The 25,599-nt window shown below is 62.8% G+C and carries 20 protein-coding genes; 7 read left to right on the forward strand and 13 right to left on the reverse strand.

What is annotated here, in order from left to right; all coding sequences use genetic code 11:
- Positions 1 to 160: 160 nt before the first annotated feature.
- The 8 genes from KUV86_RS05825 to KUV86_RS05860 form a co-directional block, all read right to left on the reverse strand.
- The gene (locus KUV86_RS05825) at positions 161 to 1,588 is read right to left on the reverse strand and encodes an amidase (protein WP_222484027.1); all 1,428 of its coding nucleotides are present in this window, start codon (positions 1,586 to 1,588) and stop codon (positions 161 to 163) included.
- A complete protein-coding gene (locus KUV86_RS05830; protein ID WP_222162411.1) occupies positions 1,585 to 2,886 on the reverse strand; it encodes a Zn-dependent hydrolase in 1,302 nt (433 codons plus the stop codon). Before KUV86_RS05830 ends, KUV86_RS05825 begins: the two co-directional genes overlap by 4 nt.
- A gap of 110 nt (positions 2,887 to 2,996) precedes the next feature.
- The gene (locus KUV86_RS05835) at positions 2,997 to 3,692 is read right to left on the reverse strand and encodes an ABC transporter ATP-binding protein (RefSeq protein WP_206943740.1); all 696 of its coding nucleotides are present in this window, start codon (positions 3,690 to 3,692) and stop codon (positions 2,997 to 2,999) included.
- A complete protein-coding gene (locus KUV86_RS05840; RefSeq protein WP_222484029.1) occupies positions 3,692 to 4,468 on the reverse strand; it encodes an ABC transporter ATP-binding protein in 777 nt (258 codons plus the stop codon). The genes KUV86_RS05835 and KUV86_RS05840 overlap by 1 nt, the downstream gene beginning before the upstream one ends.
- Complete coding sequence (locus KUV86_RS05845; protein ID WP_261397557.1) at positions 4,465 to 5,490, reverse strand: branched-chain amino acid ABC transporter permease; 1,026 nt, start codon at positions 5,488 to 5,490, stop codon at positions 4,465 to 4,467. Before KUV86_RS05845 ends, KUV86_RS05840 begins: the two co-directional genes overlap by 4 nt.
- Position 5,491: 1 nt before the next feature.
- A complete protein-coding gene (locus KUV86_RS05850; RefSeq protein WP_206943736.1) occupies positions 5,492 to 6,352 on the reverse strand; it encodes a branched-chain amino acid ABC transporter permease in 861 nt (286 codons plus the stop codon).
- A 57-nt stretch (positions 6,353 to 6,409) separates the two neighbouring features.
- Positions 6,410 to 7,603, reverse strand: coding sequence for an ABC transporter substrate-binding protein (locus KUV86_RS05855; protein WP_206943734.1), 1,194 nt, complete (start codon positions 7,601 to 7,603; stop codon positions 6,410 to 6,412).
- 131 nt (positions 7,604 to 7,734) lie between these two features.
- Positions 7,735 to 8,511, reverse strand: coding sequence for a FadR/GntR family transcriptional regulator (locus tag KUV86_RS05860; RefSeq protein WP_409995511.1), 777 nt, complete (start codon positions 8,509 to 8,511; stop codon positions 7,735 to 7,737).
- 316 nt (positions 8,512 to 8,827) lie between these two features.
- Here KUV86_RS05860 and KUV86_RS05865 point away from each other — a divergent pair, with 316 nt between their 5' ends.
- From KUV86_RS05865 to KUV86_RS05880, 4 genes are all read left to right on the forward strand, one after another.
- Complete coding sequence (locus KUV86_RS05865) at positions 8,828 to 10,192, forward strand: aminotransferase class III-fold pyridoxal phosphate-dependent enzyme (protein WP_222484031.1); 1,365 nt, start codon at positions 8,828 to 8,830, stop codon at positions 10,190 to 10,192.
- 217 nt (positions 10,193 to 10,409) lie between these two features.
- On the forward strand, positions 10,410 to 11,906 hold the full coding sequence (locus KUV86_RS05870) for a CoA-acylating methylmalonate-semialdehyde dehydrogenase (protein WP_222484032.1): 1,497 nt from the start codon (positions 10,410 to 10,412) through the stop codon (positions 11,904 to 11,906).
- 324 nt (positions 11,907 to 12,230) lie between these two features.
- The gene (locus KUV86_RS05875; protein ID WP_222484035.1) at positions 12,231 to 13,226 is read left to right on the forward strand and encodes a peptidase U32 family protein; all 996 of its coding nucleotides are present in this window, start codon (positions 12,231 to 12,233) and stop codon (positions 13,224 to 13,226) included.
- 63 nt (positions 13,227 to 13,289) lie between these two features.
- On the forward strand, positions 13,290 to 14,204 hold the full coding sequence (locus KUV86_RS05880) for a U32 family peptidase (RefSeq protein WP_222484037.1): 915 nt from the start codon (positions 13,290 to 13,292) through the stop codon (positions 14,202 to 14,204).
- 44 nt (positions 14,205 to 14,248) lie between these two features.
- Here KUV86_RS05880 and KUV86_RS05885 read toward each other — a convergent pair whose 3' ends face one another.
- The 4 genes from KUV86_RS05885 to hemN all read right to left on the reverse strand — a co-directional run bounded on the left by KUV86_RS05885 (position 14,249) and on the right by hemN (position 19,597).
- A complete protein-coding gene (locus tag KUV86_RS05885; RefSeq protein WP_261397558.1) occupies positions 14,249 to 14,791 on the reverse strand; it encodes an SCP2 domain-containing protein in 543 nt (180 codons plus the stop codon).
- A 207-nt stretch (positions 14,792 to 14,998) separates the two neighbouring features.
- Positions 14,999 to 15,784: a ribonucleoside-diphosphate reductase gene (locus KUV86_RS05890; protein WP_222484038.1), complete on the reverse strand. Its 786-nt coding sequence runs from the start codon at positions 15,782 to 15,784 to the stop codon at positions 14,999 to 15,001.
- Positions 15,785 to 15,865: 81 nt separating this feature from the next.
- Complete coding sequence (locus KUV86_RS05895) at positions 15,866 to 17,977, reverse strand: adenosylcobalamin-dependent ribonucleoside-diphosphate reductase (RefSeq protein ID WP_222484040.1); 2,112 nt, start codon at positions 17,975 to 17,977, stop codon at positions 15,866 to 15,868.
- A 234-nt stretch (positions 17,978 to 18,211) separates the two neighbouring features.
- A complete protein-coding gene (gene hemN / locus KUV86_RS05900) occupies positions 18,212 to 19,597 on the reverse strand; it encodes an oxygen-independent coproporphyrinogen III oxidase (RefSeq protein ID WP_222484042.1) in 1,386 nt (461 codons plus the stop codon).
- 417 nt (positions 19,598 to 20,014) lie between these two features.
- Here hemN and KUV86_RS05905 point away from each other — a divergent pair, with 417 nt between their 5' ends.
- From KUV86_RS05905 to KUV86_RS05915, 3 genes are all read left to right on the forward strand, one after another.
- The gene (locus tag KUV86_RS05905) at positions 20,015 to 20,332 is read left to right on the forward strand and encodes a c-type cytochrome (protein WP_222484043.1); all 318 of its coding nucleotides are present in this window, start codon (positions 20,015 to 20,017) and stop codon (positions 20,330 to 20,332) included.
- 1,176 nt (positions 20,333 to 21,508) lie between these two features.
- The gene (locus tag KUV86_RS05910) at positions 21,509 to 21,970 is read left to right on the forward strand and encodes an Rrf2 family transcriptional regulator (RefSeq protein ID WP_222484045.1); all 462 of its coding nucleotides are present in this window, start codon (positions 21,509 to 21,511) and stop codon (positions 21,968 to 21,970) included.
- Between the two features lie 82 nt (positions 21,971 to 22,052).
- Complete coding sequence (locus KUV86_RS05915; protein ID WP_261395921.1) at positions 22,053 to 22,688, forward strand: hypothetical protein; 636 nt, start codon at positions 22,053 to 22,055, stop codon at positions 22,686 to 22,688.
- Positions 22,689 to 22,706: 18 nt separating this feature from the next.
- On the opposite strand, the gene KUV86_RS05920 is transcribed toward KUV86_RS05915, so the two are convergent.
- A complete protein-coding gene (locus tag KUV86_RS05920) occupies positions 22,707 to 25,595 on the reverse strand; it encodes an EAL domain-containing protein (RefSeq protein WP_222484047.1) in 2,889 nt (962 codons plus the stop codon).
- Positions 25,596 to 25,599: the final 4 nt, after the last annotated feature.

The raw sequence follows: 25,599 nt of genomic DNA on the forward strand, positions 1-25,599 counted from the left end.
GCTGCGCACCAACGGCTGGACAACTAAGACCAAAGGCCCGGCCGTCGATCAGACGGCCGGGCCTTTGGCGTGCAAGGGACCCATCCAGCGCCGCCAACGCCCTGGAGGAAAAGGCGGTGGCTGAGGCAGGTCAAGCTCAATACCTGGATAAAGGCCTGGGTCAGGGACGCGGCGGTGTCAGGCGTGGCAGACGTGATTCCAGCAGCGCCGCCACCTGCATCACTCGGTCATCAGCGAACTTCGGTCCGACCAGGTGCAGCCCCATCGGCAGTCCCTGCTCGTCCAGCCCGCAGGGCAAGGAGGCGGCGGGCTGTTGGGTGAGGTTGAAGGGATAGGTGAAGGGGGTCCAGTCCATCCACTCCCGGTAAGGCCCGCCCGGGGGTACGTTGTGGCCGGCGGCAAACGGCGAGATCGGCATGGTCGGAGTCACCAGCAGGTCATAGCGTTGATGGAACTCCCCCATGGCGGCGGTCAGCTCGCTGCGATGACGACGGGCGGCCAGATACTGCGACAGGGAAATTCCGGTGCCGCGTCGGGCGATCTCGAGGAAACCGGGATCCAGCATGGCCTGCTGCGACTCATCGAGTCTCTCCAGCACCTGGGAAGCCCCGGCAAACCACAGGGTATTGAAGGTCTCGATGGGATCGGCGAACCCCGGATCGACCCACTCGACACTGGCGCCCAGGTCCTGCAGCAGCGCTGCGGCGCGGATGACGCCCTGGCGAATGTCCGGCGCTACCTCGACATAGCCAAGGTCGAGACTGATCGCGACCCGAACGCCGCGCAGGTGATCAGGCCGCGGCGCCTGCCAGTCGATGGGGCAACGCGGCCCCGCATAGCCATCGCGGCTGTCCGGCTGTGCCAGCAAGCGCATCATCAGGGCACTGTCTTCCACAGAGCGAGTCATGGGCCCCAGGTGGGACAGGGTGCTCATGGCGCTGGAGGGCCACTGGGGCACCCAGCCAAAGGTGGGTTTGATGCCAAAGGTGCCGGTAAAGCTGCAGGGAATACGGATCGAGCCACCGGCATCGCTCCCCTGATGCAGCATGCCAAGGTTGAGTGCCGCCGCCGCCCCGGCTCCTCCCGACGAGCCCCCTGGGGTCAGACGGGTATCCCAGGGATTGCGACAGATGCCATGCAGCGGGTTATCGGTCACCCCCTTCCAGCCAAATTCCGGCGACAAGGTCTTGCCGACGATGATGGCGCCGGCCTCGCGCAGAAAGCGCGATACCGGGGCATCGACAGCGGCAGGAGCATGGGCATCGCTGGTACGTGAGCCCAGCCGCGTCGGCATGCCCTGGGTCAACGTAAGGTCCTTGATGGTCACCGGCACGCCGTCCAATGGCCCGCACGGTCTGCCCTGTTGCCAGCGCAGGGTCGACGCCTCGGCGGCCGCCAGGGCATCGTCCCCAGCCACATGGGAGAAAGCGTTGACCCGTGGGTTGTCGCGGGCGATGCGCGACAGGCAATCTGCGATGACCTGGGTGGGCGTGCACTCGCCGCGGCGATAGGCCTCAAGCGCCTGGGTCGCTCCCAGATCAGCAAGCTCCGCCGCCTGGCCGGTCGTCACTGCAGCCTCATGGCTCATGCCTGGCCTCCCTGGTCAGCGGCAGCACTGCCATCACCGGCGCTCTCGAGCATGGCGTGCAACAGCACATCGCAGCCGGCCTTTAGCTCCTCCGGCTTGGCATACTCGCTTTCGTTGTGACTGATACCATCCTTGCAGGGCACAAAAATCATCGCCGCCGGCGCCACCCGTCCCACGAAGATGGCGTCGTGGCCCGCGCCACTGACGATGTCCATATGGCTGAGCCCGTGGGCCTTGGCACCGGCACGCACGGCCTCGATGCAGCTATCGTCGAAGGCCTCCGGCGGAAAATCGGCGGTGGGCGTCAGTTCTGCCGCCAGACCATGACGCTGGCTGACCTCCTGCACCACCTCAGCCAGCTGGGTCGCCATCGTCTCAAGGGTCAGCGGGTCCAGGTGTCGCAGGTCGACGGTCATCTTGACCTGCCCAGGAATGACGTTGCGCGACCCGGGATGGGGCTGCATCACACCGACCGTACCGCGCCCGTGGGGGGCCGCGTCGCGCGCCATGCGGTTGATCGCGACGGTAATCTCGGCGGCACCCACCAGCGCATCCTTGCGCAGATGCATGGGCGTCGGTCCGGCGTGGGCTTCAACGCCGGTCAGGGTCAGATCAAACCATTTCTGGCCAAGTGCACCGATGACCACTCCCAGGGTGGTGTCGGTATCCTCGAGCAGGGGCCCTTGCTCGATATGCGCCTCGAAGTAGGCCTTGACCGCAGAAGGGTCCAGCCGATCGCTGCCGCGATAGCCGATGGCATCCAGGGCCTCGCCCACACTGACGCCAGCGTCGTCCTGGCGAGACAGCATGTCGTCCAGACCCAGCTGGCCGGCATAGACTCCCGAACCCATCATGCAGGGCGGAAAGCGACAGCCTTCTTCGTTGGTCCAGGCGACCACGTCGATGGGCGCACGGGTGGTGATGGCATGCTGATTGAGGGTACGGACCACCTCAAGTCCCGCCAGCACGCCGAAGCAGCCATCGAACTTGCCACCGGTGGGCTGGGTATCAATATGGCTGCCGGTCATGACCGCCGGCAGGTCAGGTTCACTGCCCTCGCGACGCGCCACGATGTTGCCGATGGCGTCGATACGCACGCTCATGCCTTCCGCTTGGCACCAGCCGATAAACAGGTCACGGGCCTGGCGGTCGAGCTCGGTCAGGGCCTGGCGATTGACGCCGCCCTTGGGAGTGGCGCCCAGCTCTGCCAGGGACATCAGTGAGGCCCACAGGCGCTCGCCATCGCAGGCCAGGGTGGCAGTCGCTGCGGCTGCCGGGGAAGTGACGGTTGCTGTCATCAGAGTATCCTTGTCATTGTGCTGTTTCTGCGCCCCAGGGGAGCGGTGACGCTGGGTCCTGAGGGCGTAGCGTGGCCCCAGCCGAACGCAGCAGCCGGGGCGTCGCCAGGTCAGGCGCTGAGGGCCAGATAACGGTCACGTACCGCGGGATCGTCACGAAAATCATCGGCGCTGCCGGTGTAGACGATCTGGCCCTGTTCGAGGATGTAGTGGCGATCGGCCACCTCTTCGCAGACCCGCAGGTTCTGTTCGACCAGCAGTACCGACAGTCCCTCGCCGCGAATGGCTTTGAGGATCTTGACGATCTCGTCGACGATGACTGGCGCCAGGCCCTCGGTGGGCTCGTCCAGCAGCAGGATCTGGGGATCGTTGAGCAGCGCCCGGGCAATCGCCAGCATCTGCTGCTCGCCGCCGGACAGAGCGTTGCCGCGATTGCGTCGCCGCTCCTCGAGGCGGGGGAACCAGCGAAAGATATCTTCCATCTGCCAGCGACTGCCGCGGCGAACGGCGATCTGCAGGTTCTCTTCGACGCTGAGAATGCTGAAGATGCCACGATGCTCCGGCACCAGCGCCACGCCCTGGCGAGCAATCTGGAACGGTGCCTGGCCAAGCAGCGGCGTGCCTCGCAGGCTGATGCTGCCGGTCGGCGTATCGACCAGGCCCATGATGCTTTTCAAGGTCGTGGTCTTGCCCGCACCGTTACGTCCCAGCAGCGTCACCAGCTCGCCTTCACCGACCGTAAGCGATACCCCTTCCAGGACGTGGCTCTTGCCGTAATAGCTGTGAATATCCGTCAACTCGAGCATCAGGCGGCTTCTCCCAGATAGGCGTCTCTGACACGGGCATCATTGCGCACGCTGTGGGGGTCGCCCTCCACCAGCACCTGCCCCCGGTTCATGACGGTGATGGTGTCGCTGATCGACATCACGATGCTCATGTTGTGTTCGATCAACAGAATGCTGTGGTCTCGGCCCAGCTCGCCGATCAGCGTGGTCATGCTGGGGATATCGTCGATGCCCATCCCTGAGGTCGGCTCATCGAGCAAGAGCAGGCGCGGTCGCGGGCAGATCGCCATGCCGACCTCGAGAATGCGCTGCTGGCCATGGGACAGCTCGCCCGCGGCCACCCCGGCACGGCCTGACAGACCAATGCGTTCGAGAATCTCGTCCGCTCGAGCCAGGTGCTCGCGACGCTTGTTCAGGCGTTGCCAGAAATTGAGGGCGCGCCGACCGTCTACCCCCTGGGCCGCCAGCCGCAGGTTCTCGTGCACGCTCAGCTCCTGAAACAGGCTGGTCACCTGAAACGAGCGCGACATGCCAAGCCCCACTCGGCCATGGGCTGGCTCGCGGGTGATGTCTCTCCCCTCCAGCAGGATCTTGCCAGCGCTGGGACGGCGCTCGCCGGTCAGGCAGTGGAACAGGCTGGTCTTGCCTGCCCCGTTGGGCCCGATCACGGTATGGATCTTGCCCTTGCCGATACGCAGGTTGACACCATCCACGGCGTGGAAGGCCCCGTAGGCGAGCACCAGGTCACGGGTTTCCAGCAGAGTGTCGGCGCCGGGACGCGAGGTTTGCGTGGTCATTGGTCGCCCTCCTTGCCATCGGTGCGCTTGCTACGACGTTCCAGCAGGCTGGACAGGCCGCCCCACAGACCACCTCGCATAAAGATCACCACCGCGATCAGGGCCACCCCGAGCAGCAGCATCCAGCGCGGCCAGATCGATGACAGCAGATCACCCAGCAAGACGATCGCGCCGGCGCCCAGCAGTGAGCCGAACAGCGAGCCGGTGCCGCCGATGATGGTCATGATCAGGATCTGTTCGGACATCAACAGCTCGATGTTCGACAGCGGCACGAAGTTCAGCAGCATGCCGTAAAGGGCACCGGCGAGGGCGGTGATTCCCCCGGACAGCACGAACACCATGACCTTGAACAGTCGGGTGTCATACCCCAGCGCCGAGGCGCGCTGTTCGTTCTCGCGGATCGCCAGCAGGGTGCTGCCGAAGGGTGAGTCGGTGATGCGTCGTGCCACCACGTAGATGACCGCAAACAGCACCGCGACCAGCGCATAGAAGGCCAGCGGTGAGTCGAAGCTGATCAGGGTGGTGTCGCCCACTGCCAGGGGCGGACGTGGCACGTCGAGCAGGCCGTTGTCGCCACCGGTCCAGTCACTCAAGGTGTAGGCCAGGAAGTAGGCCATCTGGGTCAGGGCCAGGGTGAGCATCACAAAGTAGATGCCTTTACGGCGGATGCACAGCATGCCGACACCCAGCGCCAGCACGGCGCCCACCACTACCGCAATCAACAGGGCACCGACCAGCCCGGCATTGAGGTGGATCATCGCCAGGGCACTGATATAGGCCCCCGCACCGAAGAAGATGGCCTGGCCAAAGGACAGCAGACCGGTGAAGCCGAGCAGCAGATTGCAGGCCAGTGCGGCCATGGCAAAGATCAGAATCTCGGTCGCCAGGGTCGCCGACGGCAGCACCACCGGCAGCAGCACCATCACCGCCAGCATGGCCAACGTCGTCCCCGCTCCCAGGCGGCCCTTGAACCGACTTGGGCGCGCGGAGGTGCTGGTAGGTTCCAGAGTCTTGGTCATCATCTCATGCTCTCCCGAACAGTCCGTGGGGACGCAGCAGAATCACCACCGCCATGGCGGCGTAGATCATCAGGCTTGCGCCTTGTGGCCACAGCGAGGTCATCAGGCTCTGCACCACGCCCACGATCAATCCCGCCACCAGGGCACCACTGAAGGAGCCCATGCCGCCAATCACCACCACCACGAACGCCAGCCCCAGAACCTCTGGGCCGATGAACGGATGGGCCCCGCGCAGGGGAGCCGACAGCACCCCGGCCAATCCCGCCAGGCCCACTCCGAGGGCAAAGGTGACCGAGAACAGACGAAAGATGTTGGAGCCCAACAGCGACACCATCTCGGTGGACTCGCTGCCGGCCCGGACCAGGGCGCCGAAACGGGTCCGCTCCAGCAGCAGCCACAGCACGACGGCGACCAGGGCACTGAAGCCGATCAGGAACAGTCGGTAGTAGGGGTAGGCAAAGTTGCCGATGCGCACCACGCCCTGCAGGGCTTCCGGGGTGGGAATGCTCTTGCCCACCGGCCCCCAGATCATGATCGACAGTTCCTGAATGATCAGGGCGATGCCTAGCGTCACCAGGATCTGAAAGGTATGCGGCAAGTGGTAGATACGCTGGATCAGGCTACGCTCCAGCGCCCAGGCCAGCAGCGCAACCAACAGCGGTCCCGCCACCAGGGCCAGCCAGAAGTTGCCGGTCAGGCTGACCAGGGTGTAGCAGAGGTAGGAGCCGACCAGGAAGAAGGCTCCATGGGCGAAGTTGACGAAGTTCAACAGGCCGAAGATCAGCGTCAATCCCACCGAAATCAGAAAATAGATCATCCCGAGCCCCAGGCCGTTAAGGACCTGGAACAGATAGACATTAAGCATGGTCGCGGCTCCTGGAATGCCGAGGGCGGCGCCCCCGGCAGACGGACGAGGGCTGCCTTACAGCTGGCAGGGCGAATCTTCGGGGGCGACAAAGGACTGGCCGGCGCTGATCACGTCGGCATAGTCATCGTCATCGTCCATCTCGTCCTGAGCCTTGCCCTGGAGCAGGTAGTAATCCTTGATGACCTGATGGTCAGACGCTCGGATGGTTTCTTCGCCGGTCGGCCCTTGATAGGTGTACCCCTCCAGGGCTTCGATCAGCGCCGGACCTGTGCTGGCCCCGCTCTGATCGGCGACCTCCAGCATCACCCGCGTCATGGTGTAGTCCGCTGCCAGCGGATAGGTGGGCGTGATGTCATAGGCGTCGCGCACCGCTGCCACCAGCTCGTTGTTGAAGGGTGTATCCACCTCGTGCCAGTACTGGGCGCCGAAGTAGATGCCTTCGACGTTGGCGGCACCCAGCTCTTCGAACTGGTCCAGGCCCGCCGACCACACCATCAGAATATCCATCTGATCATTGAGACCGAAGTTGCGTGCCTGGCGCAGGGCGTTGGAGGACTGGGCGCCAAAGTTGAGCAGCACCAGTACATCAGGAGAGGCCGCCATGGCGTTGGTCAGGTAGCCGGAGAATTCCTGCTCCTGCAGCGAGTGATAGCTGTTCCCCACGTGCTCGACACCGGCTTCCTCGAAGACGGCCTTGGCGTTGTCGAGCAGTGCCTCGCCGAACACATATTCCGGGGTGATGGTATAGAACCGCTTGGCCTCGGGCAGCGCTTCCATCAACGGCACCAGGGTTTCGCGAATGGCGCCGTAGGTCGGCACCGACCAGCGGAAGGTGGAGGCGTTGCACTCGGTGCCGGTCAGTTCGTCGGCGCCGGCAGGCGTCATGAACACCCCCTCGACGCCAGCCACTTCCTTGCCTACCGCCAATGCGGTGGAGGAAAGAGTGGCGCCGTTGAACAAGCGGGCCCCATCCTGGTTGATGGCTTCCTGCACCTTGCGGATGGCCCGGCCGGCATTGCCTTCGGTGTCCAGGCTGACGTAGTCGATATCACGTCCCAGGGACGTTCTGGCTTCTTCCACCGCCAGGCGAGACCCCATTTCGGCGTACTTGCCATAACTGGCGAAGGCGCCAGACAGCGACTTCACGCCGTAGAAGGTCAGTGGTTCCTGATCCTGGGCCAGCAGCGGCTGGGCCACGAGTCCAAGGGCCAGGGCGGAAAGCAGAAGGGGTGTCTTGCGCACTGTCATTGTTATTCCTCTTGTCGACGTCATCGGAGTGGATGAGGGGTCGCTGACGTGGGTGGCTTGGTTGTTGTTATAAGGGACGCTGTTGTTGTTATAGGTCGCTGTGGGCCGTCGCCGGATCGGGCTAAACGGGATCAGCCGCTTTCGCCCAGCACCTCGGGCGACACCAGAAACTGGTTGGCCATCTCGCCTTCCAGGGCCGACATATGGTGCTCGGCATCACACATGTGCTCGAACATAAGACGGCGCACCGCTTCACGGTCACCGTTGTCAAAGGCTTCCATCAGGGCGATGTGGTAGCGAATGTTGGACTCATCAAAGGCATGACGTTCCGGCCGATAGGCCTTCTTGATCACCACCAGGTCGCGCAGTAGATCGTTGAGAAAGGTGCTCATGAAACGCAGCAGCGGATTGGGACAGTACTCCGCCAGAATGTTGTGGAACTCGAGCTCCAGCATGCGGTGCTGGCGCTGGCTCAGTTCATCTTCATGGGGCCGCTGGCAGTGGGCGATGTTGTCACGCAGCCGCTCACGTCCGGCCTCATCGAGATGATCCATGGCCGCTACCGCGACCTCCACCTCTACCATCCGACGCAGCTGATAGACCTGGCTGCCATCCACGTGCTGAAAGTGCAGAAAGTTGCGCAGGGCGCGGCAGGCCGGGTCGATGGTCACTTCTCGGATGATCGCGCCACCGCCTGGCCCCGTCTTCAGCACTACCAGCCCCTCTACCTCAAGCACCCTGAGGGCCTCACGAATCGTGCCCTTGGCGCATTCATAGCGCTCCATCAGGGCTTTTTCGTTGGGCAGCCGGTCCCCTGGCGACAGGTTCTCCATCACGATCTTCTGCTTGATGTCCTCGCAGATCAGGTCGGCGAGCTTCTGACGGCGCTGGGGAAAAGAAGTCGGCACGGGCATCTCGGTCATTTATTCGAATAAATATAAGGATTAGTCCCAATGCGCGAATTGGTCAAGTCAATTTATGCCAACGCCAGCAGACCCAATTACGTTTAGATTTACTTACCTAAGCGAAAACAGAGTGGTGTTTTATCAACTTTCTACAGACGCCATGCTGCCGTTATGTCACGACCATCCGGCTATCACCGCTCGGCGCTTAGCCTGACCTAGACAGCCCGGACAAGACAGACCAGATAAGACAGCTAGACCACGACAACGACAGGCCATGACCACCAGGCCCCGGCCCCAGGCGGCTGACAGGAGACCCACCATGCTGACCTTCGACACTCTGGAGAATCGCCCCGACGCCACCGCAGGGACAGCGGATAACAGCGACCTGAACCATCACTACTGGATGCCGTTCACCGCCAACCGGGACTTCCACGCTCACCCACGGCTGATCCACGGGGCCGAGGGTCGCTACTTCATCGACGATCGCGGGCGTCGGCTGTTTGATTCCCTGTCAGGCCTCTGGACCTGCGGCGCAGGTCACAACCGGGTCGAGATTCAACAGGCGGTGGCCCAGCAGCTCGGCAGCCTCGACTATGCGCCGAGCTTCCAGGTGTCCCACCCGCTGGCCTTCAAGCTGGCGGAAAAGGTCGCCAGCCTGACCCCCAAGGGGCTCGACCATGTGTTCTTCACTGACTCTGGCTCCGAGTCCGCCGATACCGCGTTGAAGATGGCCAAGGCCTACTGGCGCCTCAAGGGACGCCCGGAAAAGACCCGCATGATTGGCCGCGCCAAGGGCTACCACGGGGTCAATGTCGGCGGCACCAGCCTTGGCGGGATCGGCGGCAACCGCAAGCACTACGGCCAGCTGATGGACGCCAGCCACCTGCCCCATACCCTGCAACCGTCACTGGCCTTTACCCGCGGCCAGGCCGACACCGGGGCAGAGCTGGCCGACGCCCTGCTCGAGCAGATCGCCCTGCACGACGCCTCCAACATCGCGGCGGTGATCGTCGAACCGATGTCAGGCTCGGCCGGCGTCATCGTTCCGCCGAAGGGCTACCTGGATCGTCTGCGCGAGATCTGCTCGGCCCACGATATCCTGCTGATCTTCGATGAGGTCATTACCGCCTTCGGGCGCAGCGGTGCCCGCACCGGAGCCGAGGCCTTCGGGGTGACGCCAGACCTGATGACGGTGGCCAAGCAGATCACCAACGGTACGGTGCCCATGGGCGCGGTGATTGCGTCCAGCGAGATCTTCGACACCTTCATGCACGCAGGCGGTGCCGAGCACGCCATCGAATTCACCCATGGCTACACCTACAGCGGACATCCGGTGGCCTGTGCCGCGGCCCTGGCGTCGCTGGAGCTGTTGGAGCGGGAAGACTTTCCCGGCCAGGTCAGGGCCATCGCCCCCGCATTCGAGGACCGTCTGCATGCCTTGAAGGGTCGCCCCCATGTGGTCGATATCCGCAACTATGGCCTGGCCGGAGCGATTCAGCTGGCACCAAGGGACGGAGACCCGAGCATTCGCCCAAGGGACGCACATCTGGCCCTGTGGGAAGCGGGTTTCTACGTGCGCTTTGGCGGCGATACCCTGCAGTTTGGTCCTCCTTTCGGCACCACAGAGGCGGAGCTCGAGCGACTGTTCGACGCCGTGGCCACCACCCTCGACCGCCTGGCGTAAGCACATTGAGCGCCCCAGGGGCCAAACATCAGCGCTGACGGGTGAGTAGCAAGAACGGTTATCCACGCCACATCGACAGCCTGTGGACAACCTTTACACCCATCATTCACAGCATTATCCACAGGCAGGTGTCATGCCTGCCTGTGGCCACTGTTCACACCGATATCGTCGCTGGACCCACCGTCCAGACATCACCCTTAAAGACAAGAGGTCTTCAATGGAATACGTCAGTCACTGGATCAATGGCCAGGACCTGGAGTCCAGCCGCACCTTGCCGGTCACCAATCCCGCCACCGGCGCTACCATCCGCCAGGTGGCCGAGGGCGATGCCACCACCGTGCAGGCCGCCATCGAGGCAGCCAAGGCCGCCTTCCCGGCCTGGCGCGACACCCCGCCAGCCAAGCGCGCTCAGGTGATGTACCGGTTCAAGGCGCTGCTGGAGCGTGACGCCGAGCGTCTGGTCCAGCTGATCAGCGAGGAACACGGCAAGACCGTCGAAGACGCCATGGGCGAGCTCAAGCGCGGTATCGAGAACGTGGAATACGCCTGCGGCGTACCGGAACTGCTCAAGGGCGAATACTCCCACAACGTGGGCCCCTCCATTGACGCGTTCTCCAACTTCCAGCCGCTGGGGGTCGTCGCGGGCATCACTCCGTTCAACTTCCCGGCCATGGTGCCGCTGTGGATGTACCCGATGGCGATTGCCTGCGGCAACGCCTTTATCCTCAAGCCTTCCGAAAAGGACCCCTCCGCGGCGGTCGCGGTCGCCAAGCTGCTGGAAGAGGCGGGCCTGCCCCAGGGCATCATGAGCGTCGTACAAGGTGGCCGTGAGACCGTGGAGGCGCTGCTGGATGCCCCCGACGTCAAGGCCATTTCCTTTGTTGGCTCCACTCCCATCGCCGAAACCATCTACCGCCGTGGCGCCGAAAGCGGCAAGCGCGTGCAGGCCCTCGGTGGCGCCAAGAACCACGCCATCGTGCTGCCCGACGCTGACATCGACAATGCCGCCAACACCCTGATGGGGGCTGCCTTCGGCAGCGCTGGCGAACGCTGCATGGCCATTTCGGTGGCGGTGTGTGTCGGCGATGACACCGCTGATCGCTTGATCGAGGCGATGACGCCGAAGATCGCCGCGCTGAAGATCGGCCCCGGCACCGACAAGGGCCTGGACATGGGTGCCCTGGTCACCGCCCAGCATCGTGACAAGGTGCTCGGCTATATCGAGAAGGGCATTCAGGAAGGCGCCGACCTGGTCGCCGATGGGCGCGACCTGGTGGTGCAAGGCCATGAAGACGGCTTCTTCGTCGGCGGCTGCCTGTTCGACCGGGTTACCCCGCAGATGACCATCTATGCAGAAGAAATCTTCGGCCCGGTGCTGTGCGTGGTGCGGGTATCGAGCCTGGATGAAGCCATCGACCTGACCAACGCCCACGAGTACGGCAACGGCACCTGCCTGTTCACCCGTGACGGTGAAGCTGCTCGCCGCTTCACCGATGCCATCGAGGTTGGCATGGTCGGCATCAACGTGCCGCTGCCGGTACCGGTGGCAAGCCACAGCTTCGGTGGCTGGAAGCGCTCGCTGTTTGGTGACCTACATGCCTACGGCCCTGACGCGGTGCGCTTCTATACTCGCCGCAAGGCCGTGTCCCAGCGCTGGCCATCCTCCTTCGAGACCGCCAAGGCAGAGTTCAACTTCCCTTCCGGCGGACAGTAACCCCTGCATTCGATACAACAACGGGCCCCCAGGGGCCCGTTTTCTTTTGCCGTCACACGCTATTGTCACTCCAGGCCGAGCGGCGAACAGATCCCTTGCACAGCCCATCCACCGATTACCACACGCTTATTCACAGTCAAACCGCATACTTATCCACACCCTATTGCAGCAACGTGCCCCTCCTCCCATCGACCTTGCTCTCACCCGCGCCATCACATGGGCACTCCCGCCCTCCCCGTGCACTGATATGCATCAAGCCGGGTGGGCAGCACCGGGGCTAGCATGGCGCCACTGTTCACGCAGAGCCCACTGCCGAGGATTCACATGGAACTGGTCTGTCCCGCGGGTAGCCTGCCCGCCCTGAAGCGCGCCGTGGACGAGGGCGCCAATGCGGTCTACTTCGGTTTTCAGAATGCCACCAATGCCCGCCAGTTCGCCGGGCTCAACTTCACCGACAAGCGCGCGAAGGAAGGTATCGCCTATGCCCACGCCCGCGGCTGTCGGGTGTTCTGCGCCATCAATACCTATCCCCAGCAAGCAAGCCTTGAGCAGTGGTGCGAGGCGGTGGACCAGGCCGCCGCGCTCGGGGTCGATGCCCTGATCCTGGCCGACCCTGGACTGCTGGCCTACGCCGCCGAGCGTCACCCGGAGCTCCCCCGGCACCTGTCGGTGCAGGGGTCCGCCACCAGCCACGAGGCGCTGTCGTTCTATCACCGAGAGTTCGGTATCCGCCGCGCGGTGCTGCCTCGGGTACTGTCGGTCCAGCAGGTGAGAGCCCTGGCCCGCCATAGCCCGGTGGAGCTGGAGGTGTTCGCCTTCGGCAGCCTGTGCATCATGGCCGAGGGCCGCTGCTACCTCTCCTCCTACCTGACCGGCGAGTCCCCCAATACCCACGGCGTGTGCTCGCCCGCGGCCCATGTGCGCTGGGAAGAGACCGCAAGCGGCCGCGAATCACGCCTGAACGGCGTCCTGATCGATCGCTACCGCGCCGATGAGCAGGCCGGCTACCCAACCCTGTGCAAGGGGCGCTTCAACGTCGAGGGCGAGATCGGCCACGCCATCGAAGCGCCGACCAGCCTCAATACCCTGGACCTGCTGCCGCAACTGGCCGACCTCGGTATCAAGGCGATCAAGATCGAAGGACGCCAACGCAGCCCGGCCTACGTGGGCAGCGTCACCCGGGTGTGGCGCCAGGCGCTGGATCATCTGGCAAGCCACGGCGACGACTATCGTCCGCAGCCCCAATGGGATGCCGCCCTGGCGCCGCTGGCCGAAGGCTCCACCCACACCCTAGGCGCTTACGAGCGCAACTGGAAATAGGCGCTTACGAGCGCAACTGGAAATAGGCGCTTACGAGCGCAACTGGAAATGACAGGAGGCGAGATGACTGCTGCTTCACTGGAGTTGAGCCTTGGCCCGGTATCCTTCTACTGGACCCGTGAGCGCTACTTCGCTTTCTATGAACGGGCCTGCCACTGGCCGCTCTCTGCTGTGACCCTGGGCGAAACCGTGTGCTCGCGCCGACGAGACATGAAGCTTGCCGACTGGCTGGAGATCGGCCACCAGCTCGCCGCCGCCGGCAAGCAGGTGATGCTCGGCTCCCAGACCCTGATCGAGTCCAACGCCGACCTGCGCGACCTGGCCAAGCTGTGTGATAACGGTGATTTTCTCATTGAGGCCAACGACATGGGAGCAGTACACCGACTATCGGAAGCAGGACTGCCGTTTGTCGGCGGCGCCGCCCTCAATCTCTACAACGTGCCAAGCCTCAGGGTGCTCAAGGACTGCGGCATGTTCCGTTTCGTCGCCCCGGTGGAGATGCCCGGCAAGGACCTCGCCCGGTTGCTGGCCGATACCCGCGGCGCGGGGCTGGCGCTGGACTGCGAGGTGCTGGCCTACGGCCACCTTCCGCTGGCCTGGTCGTCGCGCTGCTTCACCGCGCGCCACCACCAGCATCCCAAGGATCGCTGCCAGTTCGTCTGTCAGAACTATCCGGAGGGCCTGCCCCTGACTACCCAGGACGACAGCCGTCGGCTGTTCACCTTGAACGGCATCCAGACCCTGTCCGGCGCCTGTCAGGATTTGCGCCACGAACTGGGTGACATGGCCGATATGGGGGTCGCCATGGCCCGCCTGAGCCCCCGCACCGAAGGCATGGCCGAGGTGGTGGCAGACTTCGACCAGGCCCGCCAGGGCCGCTGCCCGGCACCCTCGCCGCTGACGCTGGTCGACGCCGAGCTGTGCAACGGCTATTGGCATGGTAAAGCGGGCATGGATCTGGCAGTGCTGGAAGACTGACCGGGACAGCGGGAAGCCGATATCTCGGCTTCCCGCGCATTGGCTCAGCGCGAAAGCCAGCGCTGAAGTGTGCCGAGGGCCTCGGCCAGATAAGGATGCAGCAGTGCCATTTCCTGGCCATCGAGCAGGTTCTTCACGGTCAGCCCCAGTTCGGTATCACCCTCCAGGCAAAGCCGTCGCTGGAAGAACAGGCTGTCCGGGTCTTCCTCGCGCTGGGCAAGACACACAAACTCCCGCCAACCACCCTTGATGCTGACCTCCCAAGGCAGGTCCGTGGCCCTGAGCCGGCCATCCTCGAGGGTCATCGTCACCGCAATGGCCAGGTCCTCAATCTCGAGCGCCACCCGACGGCCTTCCAGCACGTCGAACTCACCTTCTGCCAGCGGCTCGGCCAGGGTGCGATTGAGCCAGGGCTCGAGACTTGAGCGCAACAGCGGCAAGGGCAAGGGGCCGACCCGACGCATCAGTGCCAGATGCAGACAATGGGGCACGCGAACCAGCGTTCCGGACGATAGCGGTGGCAGTGAGGGCAAGGCGGGTAGCGAGAGCGAGGGTAGCGACAGTGAACCCAGCGGCGACAGCGACATGACGATTTCCTGATCAGGCGGCACGACGCCGCCGGGTCATGCTAGCGATACACCCGGCCTGTGTTCGTGATATGTATCAATACCGACCCACGCACCAACGCTTCTCGCGACAGCAACCGCGCAACGGCTGCCGCCGAGTCGCAGCGAGTAGCGACCGACAAAAAAAGAGCGCCGCAGTGGCGCCCTTTTGTACATCTGGCAAGGCTCTCAACCGCACTTCGACCAGCCGCAGCCGGCGTAGCAGGTGGGGCAACCGTCCATCATGATCAGCTCGCCGCGACACTCGGGGCAGTGGCCAACCACCGCGGGGCCGGCGCCTTCACCTGCGCCATCCACGACGGGCTTGTCTTGCAGTGGCTCGACGGCGCCAGCAGCGACATCTTCGTCGACCTCGGCAGGGAACCAGCCGTGGCCAGAGGCCTGACGCTTGGCATAGCGGCTGACCAGCTCCTCCACCGGCACCTGGTTGCCGTCGATGTCGAGAAAGCCGCGGCGATAGAGGATCTGCTGGATCGACCAGGCAATCGCGGCAACCTCGGAGTCGTGGAACATCGGCTTGTTCCAGCGGTTCATGCCGCAACGCACCAGGCCCTTGTCCCAGGCCACCTTGCGCAGATCGGCCACCGCCTGGGTGACGTAGCCGCCGCGGGCGGCCAGCGACAGGCTGCGCATGGTGGCGGTGATCCACTGGTGTTCGCTGGACAGCTGACCGGAGGGAAAGAAGAACTCCACCGGGCGCTCGATGATCACGCGCTGTCCGTTCAGCACCCCTTCCACCGGCATAAAGGACACCAGCAGGTAGACCTTTTTGCGGCCTTCGGCGCCGACGTAGGAAATCTTCTCGGACACCGCCTCAAGCGTCCCCTCGGGGCGCGAGGGAATGCGCATGGTCAGCGGGTTTTCTTCGGGCAGAGGGGGCGGCACCGGGGCCGCAGGGGCCTCTTCGCTCTTGACCCGGTAGCCCACGATCTTGGATGTGATTTCGACAGCCATCAGCAGGCTCCTCCACAAAGATGATTCAGACGCGATGCCCACAGGCGCCGGCCACCACGCAACGACCTTTCGCCCCGGGCGTTACCACTTGCCATAGGTCCCCTCCTTCAAGGCGTCGTAGAGGTTGGCGGCATTGTGCTCCTCGCCGTCGTAGATCACCGTCTCGTCGCCCTTGAGTTCGAGGGTCTCGCCGTTCTCCAGCTCGAACACGTAGGTGGTGTTCTTGAGGTCATCCTCGCGCACCAGCACGCCCTGGAAGGCCTCCGGATTGAAGCGGAAGGTGGTACAGCCCTTGAGGCGGCTCTGGTAGGCGTCCAGATACAGGTCCTTGAACGCCTCGAAGGCAAAGTCGGTGGGCACGTTGACCGTCTTGGAGATCGCCGAGTCGACCCAGGCCTGGGCGGCGGCCTGCACCGCCACGTGCTGCTTGGGGATCACCGCATCGGCGGTGATGAAGTAATCCGGCAGGTCGCTCTCTACCGCCTCGGCGTGCATGAAGTGACGATAGGCGGCCAGCTCGAAGGACACCACCTCGACCTGCTCCTTGGTCTTCTTGCCCGCCTGGATGACGTTACGGAAGTAGCGATGAGAGAATGACGGCTCGATACCGTTGGAGGCATTATTGCCCAGCGACAGGCTGATGGTGCCAGTGGGGGCAATCGAGGAGTGATGGGTGAAGCGCGCCCCATGCTCGGCCAGCTGCGCCACCAGTTCAGGCTCGACCTCGGCGATCTTCTGCATATAGCGGCTGTAACGGGCATGCAGGATGCGGCCTGGCACCTTGTCGCCGGCCTCGTAACCATCGCGGCTCAATTCTGGACGTTCACGCAGCATCCTGGGGGTCAGCTCGAACTCCTGTTCGAGAATCGGTGCCATGCCCTTCTCGCGGGACAGCTCCAGCGCCTGCTTCCAGCCCTCCACGGCCAACACCCGACTGACTTCCTCGGTAAAGACCAGCGATTCCGCGCTGCCATAGGGCATCTTGAGCATGGTCATGGTCGATCCCAGCCCCAGAAAGCCCATGCCATGGCGGCGCTTGGCCTCGATCTCACGACGCTGGCCGGACAGCGGCAGGCCGCTGATCTCGACCACGTTGTCGAGCATGCGGGTGAAAACGGCGACCACCTGTCGGTACTTGTCCCAGTCAAACCGCGGCGCCTCACCAAACGGGTCGATCACGAAGCGAGTCAGGTTGATCGAGCCCAGCAGGCAGGCCCCTTCCGGTGGCAACGGCTGCTCCCCACAGGGGTTGGTGGCGCGGATCTCTTCGCAGAACCAGTTGTTGTTCATGCGATTGACCTGGTCGATCAGGATGAAGCCAGGTTCGGCGTAGTCGTAGGTGGAACGCATGATGGTGTCCCACAGCTCGCGCGCCTTGATCACCTCGACCACGCGGCAGGCCACGCGCCCTTCGGCGTCCACCGTATAGCCGTCCTCGATCACCGGCCAGTCACGATAGATCAGGTCCTTGTCCTCGACATCGCCCTTCTCGCCTGAGTGCAGGGGGAAGGCCAGCGGCCAGTCGGCGTCCTCTTTCACCGCCTCCATGAACTCGTCGGTAATCAGCAGGCTGAGGTTGAACTGGCGCAGTCGACCGGCTTCACGCTTGGCCTCGATAAACTCGCGCACATCGGGATGGCCAACGTCGAAGGTGCCCATCTGAGCGCCGCGGCGTCCCCCGGCGGAGGCTACGGTGAAACACATCTTGTCGTAGATATCCATGAACGCCAGGGGGCCATTGGTGCCAGCGCCGGCACCGAACACGAAGGCTCCCTTGTGGCGCAGGGTGGAAAACTCGTAGCCGATGCCGCAGCCGGCCTTGAGGGTCATGCCTGCGTCCACCACGCTGTCGAGGATGTCGTGCATGGAGTCGCGGATGGTGCGGGACACGGTGCAGTTGATCAGGCTGACAGCGGGCTTGTAGCCCTCGGCGCCGGCGTTGGAGGTGATCCGGCCTGCCGGTACGGCACCGTTTTCCAAGGCCCAGCGAAACTTCGGTAACCAGGTGTCAGCGGCCTCGCCCTCTACAGCAGCCAGCGCCTTGGCCACGCGCTCCCAGGTGGCCTGAAGATCGCCATCCACGGGCTGGCCGTGACGATCCTTCAAGCGGTACTTGGCATCCCAGATATCATACGAGGGACCCTGCATGGGGACCTCCTGCGACAGGGCCGCGGCCTTGGCGGATGTGGTCATGAACACATGTCTCCGATGAAATTGCCGGCAAAGAAACGAGGTAACAAGGGCGTCGACGCGCGTTACGGCCAAGGTCGATCGCTATACTAGATATAGTTAAATTTTTGGCCGGCGGCACAATATAAACGAAAAAACCGGACACGGAAGGCCCGGTTTTTAAATTGCCTTTGGCGCATAAACGGTCACGCCGGGACCGGCGAGGACCTGGCGGGGACGCCAACCGTCCGGCGCATCCTAGACGGTGCGGGAGAAGCGCCCACTTTCCGCCACCAGGTAGGCATCGAAGGCCATGGCCAGATTGCGCATCATCAGCCGGCCTGCCGGGCGCACCCTGAGTGCGTCCTGCTTGATCTCGATCAAGTCGTCTTCGCGCATCTCTTCCAGCTGGTTCAGCGCCGCCGCGAAGTGCTGCTGAAAGTGGATACCATGACGATCTTCAAACTCGGCAAAGCGCACCTCGCCGTGGCACATCAGGGCAGCAATCAGCTCTGCGCGCAGCTGGTCCTCCGCGGTCAAGCGGTACCCACGCAGCACCGGCAGCCGCCCGGCCTCAAGGTGCTCGGCGTATTCGGCGGTGGTCTTGACGTTCTGGCTGTAGGCATCGCCCACCTTGCCGATGGATGTCACCCCCAGGCCAATCATGTCGCACTGGGCATGGGTCGAGTAGCCCTGGAAATTGCGCTGCAGGGTGCCATTCTCACGGGCCAGGCTGAGCTCATCCTCGGGCAAGGCAAAGTGATCCATGCCGATATAGACGTAGCCCGCCTGGGTCAGCCGCTCGATGGTCAGCTCGAGCAGTTCTAGTTTACGCCCAGGCGGCGGCATGTCCTCGTCACGGATCAGCCGCTGCGCCTTGAACAGCGATGGCAGGTGGGCGTAGCTGTAGGCGGCGATACGATCGGGCCTGAGCGCCACCACCTTGGCCAGCGTGGTATCGAAGCTGTCGCGGGTCTGCAGCGGCAGCCCGTAGATCAGATCCACCGACACCGAGGCGAAGCCCGCCTCCCGGGCGGCATCCATCAGCGCCGCTACCTGGGCCTCGCTCTGCAGCCGATTCACCGCCTTCTGTACCAGGGGGTCGAAGTCCTGAATGCCGAAGCTCAACCGATTGAAGCCCATGGCCCGCAATTCATGTATCTGCTGGGGCGTTACCGTGCGCGGGTCCACTTCCAGCGAAAATTCACGACGGGACACTGGGGCGAAGGAAAAGTGTTGCGCCAGGCTGTCGATCAGCCCGGCCAACTGAGCGTTGGTCAGAAAGGTGGGGGTGCCTCCGCCCAGGTGCAGCTGAGTCAATTCGCGGTCGTTATCGAACAGTTCGGCCTGCAGGGCGATCTCGCGCTTGAGCAGGTTCAGATACTCGGCGGCACGCTCGCGATTGTGGGTAATGATCTTGGAGCAGGCGCAGTAGTAGCAAAGGCTCTCGCAGAAGGGCACGTGCACGTACACCGACAGCGGCTTTGGCTCTCCTTGCTGGCTGCGTTGTACCGCCTGTCGATAGTCATCGACGCCGAAGCCCTCATGGAAATTCGGCGCGGTGGGGTAGGAAGTGTAGCGCGGGCCGGGGCGATCATACTTTTCGACCAGGCTGCGCTGAAACGGCAATACATCGGATGACATCGACAAGGCCTCTCGTGACACGACCGCCCGACGGCGGCATCTGTCGGCATTGTCTCACGTCATCTCGGCTTGGCTCCGATAGACGAAGCCAGACATGATCTGCATCAAATCAGTACCAGGACGTCACCCTCAAGCAGGTCGGTCTCTGGTGCTAGCGCGTGACGGCCGCCACCGCAATGATGCCTGTCTGATTCCCTTGATCCCCATCAAGCATAGTGCGTAGCGACTACCTCTCCCTAGCGAAAGTTGACCAGCGTCATAGGGTATTGTGGCTGAGCGCTCCAATACTCGAGAGTCCCAAGGGTTTCCGGCAGCTCTGGCGTGCCGACACAACGACCCCGGACAGACTCGGCTAGCGGCGTGGCATGCCTTGCCCACGCTGCCCGTCCGCAGACACAATCCCGAGGAGCGCTCATCATGAAATGGTTCCCCCTGGCCGCGCTTGGCGCCGCCTGCCTGTTCAGTCTTACTGCCCAAGCCGCTGGCGACGCCGCCGCCGGTGAAACCAAGGTCGGGGCCTGCGCCGCCTGCCATGGCACCGATGGCAAGGCCACTGGCCCCATCTATCCCAACCTGGCAGGACAGAATGCGCCCTACCTGGAAGGCGCGCTGAAGGCCTACCGCGACGGCCAGCGCAGCGGCGGCATGTCCGCCATCATGGCCCCCCAGGCGGCAGCACTGTCCGATCAAGACATCGCCGATATTGCCGCCTACTACTCCTCACTGACGCCCTGACACCAGGTCTCTAGGCTGCTAGGCCACCACGCGAAGCGTTCTCTCTAGCTTCCGGTGTCCTGCAGTACCAGCAACCCTCAGCCAGGCCGGGCTCTCGTGCCAGCACATGACGACCACCACCGCCATGATGCCTGCCTCACAATGGCGGCTATCACCCACGGCCTGCTGGCACATGGGCCTTTCGGGAGGCACGAGGCGGATAGCCATGCGGCGCAAGCCGCTGATGACCGTGTCGGGTGTCACAAAGAGACGTCATGACGCACGTGACATACCCCCTGGCGCGCTATCTCCCCTGCTATGCCCGCGACGCTAACGACATGCTTCTGCGCCATTTATCAAGAGCCACGACTATCCAGACATACTTCAGCGAGATTTGCTCCATGGCGGCACGCCCGTCGATCCGTTTCCCAGGAGAGAGGCTTCCTTAAGCACTTTGCTAAAACACGCATTTCTGACCACACAATCATTTCTTAATATTCCAGAAAAATCATACATTTTTCTCGCTCCCGAGGTACCCGCATCACATCCTGAAAATATTACCTCGCTATCCCAATCTACCCCCTTTGCTAGACACATTGCCGTCACGGTGGGTCAGTCTGATGTCGCGATTTAGTCATTTATCGACACCTAGACGCTGAAAAAATAGTGACGATTCACGCTGAATGGTAGTGAAATCCATCTGGAAAAGGCGGGAACACTGCGCCACAAGTGACTCCTTCCTTTACCGACACCCCCCCTTCGCACGGCGCCTCCAGCCCCTACCTGTCCGGCTTTTTCTCTGCTCACTCGCTGATAGCCCAGTAGATTGTCCGGCCGAATACTTTCTCAATCGTGGTAGCCACATCAGCAGACTTTCTTCCAAATACCCCGAACGAGGTATGAAAACTAAACCAATGCGGTCATTCGAACTCATTAATCCATGTTTCATCTATTTCAAGAAAAGTTCCATGCTACATTCAAATTATAGTGAGGCTTTGATGACATCAAAGATGATGAGAAATCTGCTCACACTCGAGTAATTGATATAGGTCATGTGCTGTAGGTTTTTCCACACATTACTTCACTTTCATGCTCCATACCTGCGTTAGTATTGCCCTCCCCTGATAGAGTCGAACCCGATAAAGATCTTCCTCTATCGCTTTCTAACTGCCGCCCTAGGGCGCCGGGACACGACCCATGCACCTCACACGTTTTACTGACTACTCTCTTCGCGTTCTCATGTATCTGGCAGAATCAGGTAATGAGCGCACTACCATCGCCGAAATTGCCTCGCGCTTTGAGGTATCGCGCAACCATCTGATGAAGGTCGTCCAGGAGCTCAGCCGCCTGGGCTATGTGTCTGCAGTGAGAGGCAAGCACGGTGGGCTATCGCTCAAGCGTACCCCTGCCAGCATCCACCTGGGCACCTTGGTAAAGGACACGGAGCACAGCCTGGCCTTGGTAGAGTGCGATGGGGACGACAGCGCCTGCTATATGGCACCGATTTGTCGCTTCAAGCAGATCGCCAACGAGGCCTTGGCAGCGTTTCTGGAAGTGCTCGACCGCTACACGCTGGATGATCTGATGACCTCCGACTGCCGCCAGCGCCTGCACACTCTGAAACTGATCTCGCTGACAGCGGAAGCCGAAAGCGCCTGATCGGGACCGGCTAAGGCCGGGACAGCGACGCCCGTGAGTGCTAGCCTCCTGAGCTCTGTCTCGAGCACTGCCAGGAGCTGTCATGCCGCTTTTGCTGTCCCATGCCTTTTGCGTTCACCGGGGTATTCGCCGTGGTGCCAGTCGTCTGCTTGGCATGGCGATCCTGGTAGGCGCGCTGACCAGCTCCCAAGCCGTATTCGCCACCAGCTTCAATGTCGCCGACGGACAACGTCACCAACGTTGGCAGTCGCTGACGGCCTCTCTGGGTGGGGAGCGACATGTACGCGCCCTCGAAGACACCAGCTACAGCGATACGCTGCTCAGCATCAATGCCACGGCAGGGCACTGCGCCACCCATTGGCTTGAGCTGAGAAGCCGCCTGGGGGAACGTCAGTCGCGCAGTGAAGTGGTCAACCGCGTGCCCGTCGATATTCTGGTGGATGAGCAGACCGCCCAGACCGGGACGGCAGTGCTCTCTACGCAGCGGGGCGATGACGGTCTGTATGTCCACGTCGAAGATCTGGACATGCCGCTGCTGGAGTCACGCCTGAGCACCGGCAGTACGTTGCATCTCCGGCTGCGCATGACCGAGAAGGAAAGTGACTATTGGTTTCTCAGTTTCTCACTGGCAGGCGCCGATGAGGCGCTGTCGCGCTTGAACCGGTTGTGCACTCAGGAGGCCGGCGACTCCTCCGACTCGCCCTCTATCTCGCCATGACGACCTAGCCTGTACGATCTAGCCAGGACGATACCCTTCGGCGGACTCGGTCTCTGCCATGGGTCCTCTGCTGGTCTCACCCATCAACCACTGCTGGGCGAACTCTTCGCTGCTCAGTGGACGTGACAGCAGGTAACCCTGGCCATGGTCGCACCCCAGCTCGCGCAGGGCCTTTAGCTGAGCAGCGGTCTCGATGCCTTCGGCGACCACGGTCAATCCCAACTGCCGTGCCATGGCGATGATGGTCGCCACAATGGCGTGATCGTTACTGTCCGTCAGCATATCGCTGACAAAGGACATGTCGATCTTGACCGCCTCCACCGCAAAACGCTTCAGGTAGGCAAGGGACGAATAGCCGGTGCCGAAGTCATCGATAGACAGCGAGAAGCCTCGCTGGCGGAGATCGTCGGTGATTCGCACGGCTTGCTCAGGGTCCTTCATGAAGCCGCTCTCCGTGATCTCAAGCCCAAGCTGTTGCGGCGAGATCCCATAGCGACTGGCAATGTCGGTCAACTGCTTGGCCAGGTCTGGGTCCTCAAACTGTGCGGCAGCCAAATTGACGTGCAGGCGATGCGGCAAGCGCGTCAGCGAAGCGTCCTGCCACTCTTTCAGCTGGCGACAGGCGCGCTCCATCACCCAGCTGCCCAAGGCCTCGATCATGCCACGCTCTTCGGCGATCGTGACGAACTCTGACGGGCTCACCCAACCCAGCTCGGCATCGAACCAGCGGCACAACACCTCGGCCCCAACGAGAGCCCCACTACCCAACGCCACGCAGGGCTGAAAACACAGTTCCAGCCGCTCTCCGGCCAGCGCATCATCGAGGCGCGCAGCCAGCACCAGGCGACGACGCAGGTCACGACCCATTTCCGGCGCGTAGAAACGGTAACCGCTGCGGCTTTCCTTGGCGTGATACATGGCAATATCGGTGTGTTTCAGCAGCTCTCTGGGCCCATCCCCATCCTCTGGGAAGAAGGCAACGCCGATACTCACCTCCACGTTGAAGCGATGACGGTCATGCACCACCGGAGCATTCAGCGCACTGAGCAGACGCCCCACGACCTGAGCCGTGCCGATTTCGTCAGCCCGCTCGACCATGACCACGAACTCATCGCCGCCCAGGCGAGCGAGGGTTCCCTGCTTGCCCAGGCAGGCGCTGAACCGCGCAGCCACTTCCTTGAGCACCTGGTCACCTACATCGTGGCCCTGACTGTCGTTGATTTCCTTGAACCGATTGAGGTCCAGAAACATCAGCGCGACCCGGTATTGCTCGGTGCGCGCCAGGGCGATGGCACTCTGCAGACACTCCATGAAGTTAGCGCGATTGGGCAATCCGGTACCGGGGTCAAAGAACGCCAGTCGGCGGATATGGGCGTCGCTACGTCGCCGCTCCAGCTCCGCCGACGCGCCTGCGGCAAAGATGCGCAACAGGTGCGACACGGGCTCTGGGTCGTGCAAAGGCTCACGAAACAGCACGAATAATGTGCCAATGGCATCCCCGCTGGCGTCTTCCAGGCGGCGCCCTACGTAGGCCTCCACACGGAACCCGATCATCTCCTGGGCACGTGGGTAGCGGTCGCTTACCCCTCGCGCAATCACGTGCTCCAGATCACGAAAGGCATCGTCGCAAGGCAAGCCTTCAAAGCAGTAGTGAAACGGTGCCACCGGCTGACCATCCACCAATCCAGCCAACAAGGTAGCCTGTAGCGGGACACTTTCTTCCACCCGGGACACAAAGACACCGTCTGCTCCCAGAGCCTTGGCCAGCCGACGCACAAACTGAGAAAAAAAGGCGTCATCACTGCGGGCCGTGACCACTTCCGCCATATCCAGCACCGCCTGCTGTGTATGGCGTTGATGCTGGTGCGCACGCATGGCCTGCAGCCCAAACGACAGATTGCCCGCCAGCTCCCTCAATAGCGCCAGCTCACCGTCGCTGGCACGATAGGGCGTGTCCATCAACAGCACCATCACCCCCCGGCGCCCACTCCCCAGATGCAGTGGCAAGGCGATTTCAGCCCTCACCCCGAAGCGCTGGACCCAGTCGGGGCGGTCTTCCATGTCGGCGTAATCGGCCACCAGGTGCTCCACGTCCTCACGAAGGGCTCTCCCGCTCGGCCCCTGTCCGTGGAGTCCGTCAGCATCCCAGCTGAAGCTGGCATGGCGCAGCAGCTCATCGGCACCGCCGGCACTGGCCAGCGGCAGAATACGATAGTCGGGTGCGTCCTGGGCCAACCCTGCCCAGGCATAGCGATAGCTCCCCTGATCAACAGCCAGTCGACAGACCTCTTCAAGTACGGCCATTTCGTCCGTCAACCGGATCACGGCACGGTTGACCAGACGCAGCAGTGTCAGGGCGCGATGGGTTCGCTGCAGCTGACGGTTGGTGGCTTCCAGTTGAATCGCGGTAGATGCCAGCTTGCGCTCGGTGCGTTGATGGGAGAGTTCAGCGCCGCAGCGGGCACCGGCAATTCGCAGCACCTCCTCCACCAGATGTTGCTGGCGCAGAGGATGGCGGTACAGCGCCACCAGCACCCCGTGCAACTCTCCATCCGGCCCATGCATGGGAACGCCGGAGTAGGCCTGGGCCTTGAACTCACGCAACCATTGGTCGTCGGGAAAGGCGTGACAGACGTCTTCGGTGTAGCTGCAGGCGCCACTGACCATGGCACCATGGCAGGGAGTCCCCGCCGACACGTATTCGATATTCGGCAGGCATTCACCATCCACATACAACACCAGCGTGCGCAGCCTCGTGCCGTCCCCGACGGGTACCGCCACCACCAGTGCATCTGCGTTAAGAATCACCGCCAGGCGTTCTACCAGGTGAACAAAGAAGTCTCCCCCCACTTCGCGAGAGAGGCTGTCGGCAAGGCGCTGAAAGGCTCGGCGGGCGTCCATCTTCATCGGC

Source organism: Halomonas sp. DP8Y7-3, assembly GCF_019801675.1.
GTDB classification, from domain to species: domain Bacteria; phylum Pseudomonadota; class Gammaproteobacteria; order Pseudomonadales; family Halomonadaceae; genus Halomonas; species Halomonas litopenaei_A.

Coding starts and splice junctions, on each gene's coding strand:
- KUV86_RS05825 (WP_222484027.1), bottom strand. CDS start 1,588: ATGAGCCATGAGGCTGCAGTGACGACCGGCCAGGCGGCGGAGCTTGCT.
- KUV86_RS05830 (WP_222162411.1), bottom strand. CDS start 2,886: ATGACAGCAACCGTCACTTCCCCGGCAGCCGCAGCGACTGCCACCCTG.
- KUV86_RS05835 (WP_206943740.1), bottom strand. CDS start 3,692: ATGCTCGAGTTGACGGATATTCACAGCTATTACGGCAAGAGCCACGTC.
- KUV86_RS05840 (WP_222484029.1), bottom strand. CDS start 4,468: ATGACCACGCAAACCTCGCGTCCCGGCGCCGACACTCTGCTGGAAACC.
- KUV86_RS05845 (WP_261397557.1), bottom strand. CDS start 5,490: ATGATGACCAAGACTCTGGAACCTACCAGCACCTCCGCGCGCCCAAGT.
- KUV86_RS05850 (WP_206943736.1), bottom strand. CDS start 6,352: ATGCTTAATGTCTATCTGTTCCAGGTCCTTAACGGCCTGGGGCTCGGG.
- KUV86_RS05855 (WP_206943734.1), bottom strand. CDS start 7,603: ATGACAGTGCGCAAGACACCCCTTCTGCTTTCCGCCCTGGCCCTTGGA.
- KUV86_RS05865 (WP_222484031.1), top strand. CDS start 8,828: ATGCTGACCTTCGACACTCTGGAGAATCGCCCCGACGCCACCGCAGGG.
- KUV86_RS05870 (WP_222484032.1), top strand. CDS start 10,410: ATGGAATACGTCAGTCACTGGATCAATGGCCAGGACCTGGAGTCCAGC.
- KUV86_RS05875 (WP_222484035.1), top strand. CDS start 12,231: ATGGAACTGGTCTGTCCCGCGGGTAGCCTGCCCGCCCTGAAGCGCGCC.
- KUV86_RS05880 (WP_222484037.1), top strand. CDS start 13,290: ATGACTGCTGCTTCACTGGAGTTGAGCCTTGGCCCGGTATCCTTCTAC.
- KUV86_RS05885 (WP_261397558.1), bottom strand. CDS start 14,791: ATGTCGCTGTCGCCGCTGGGTTCACTGTCGCTACCCTCGCTCTCGCTA.
- KUV86_RS05890 (WP_222484038.1), bottom strand. CDS start 15,784: ATGGCTGTCGAAATCACATCCAAGATCGTGGGCTACCGGGTCAAGAGC.
- KUV86_RS05895 (WP_222484040.1), bottom strand. CDS start 17,977: ATGACCACATCCGCCAAGGCCGCGGCCCTGTCGCAGGAGGTCCCCATG.
- hemN (WP_222484042.1), bottom strand. CDS start 19,597: ATGTCATCCGATGTATTGCCGTTTCAGCGCAGCCTGGTCGAAAAGTAT.
- KUV86_RS05905 (WP_222484043.1), top strand. CDS start 20,015: ATGAAATGGTTCCCCCTGGCCGCGCTTGGCGCCGCCTGCCTGTTCAGT.
- KUV86_RS05910 (WP_222484045.1), top strand. CDS start 21,509: ATGCACCTCACACGTTTTACTGACTACTCTCTTCGCGTTCTCATGTAT.
- KUV86_RS05915 (WP_261395921.1), top strand. CDS start 22,053: ATGCCGCTTTTGCTGTCCCATGCCTTTTGCGTTCACCGGGGTATTCGC.
- KUV86_RS05920 (WP_222484047.1), bottom strand. CDS start 25,595: ATGAAGATGGACGCCCGCCGAGCCTTTCAGCGCCTTGCCGACAGCCTC.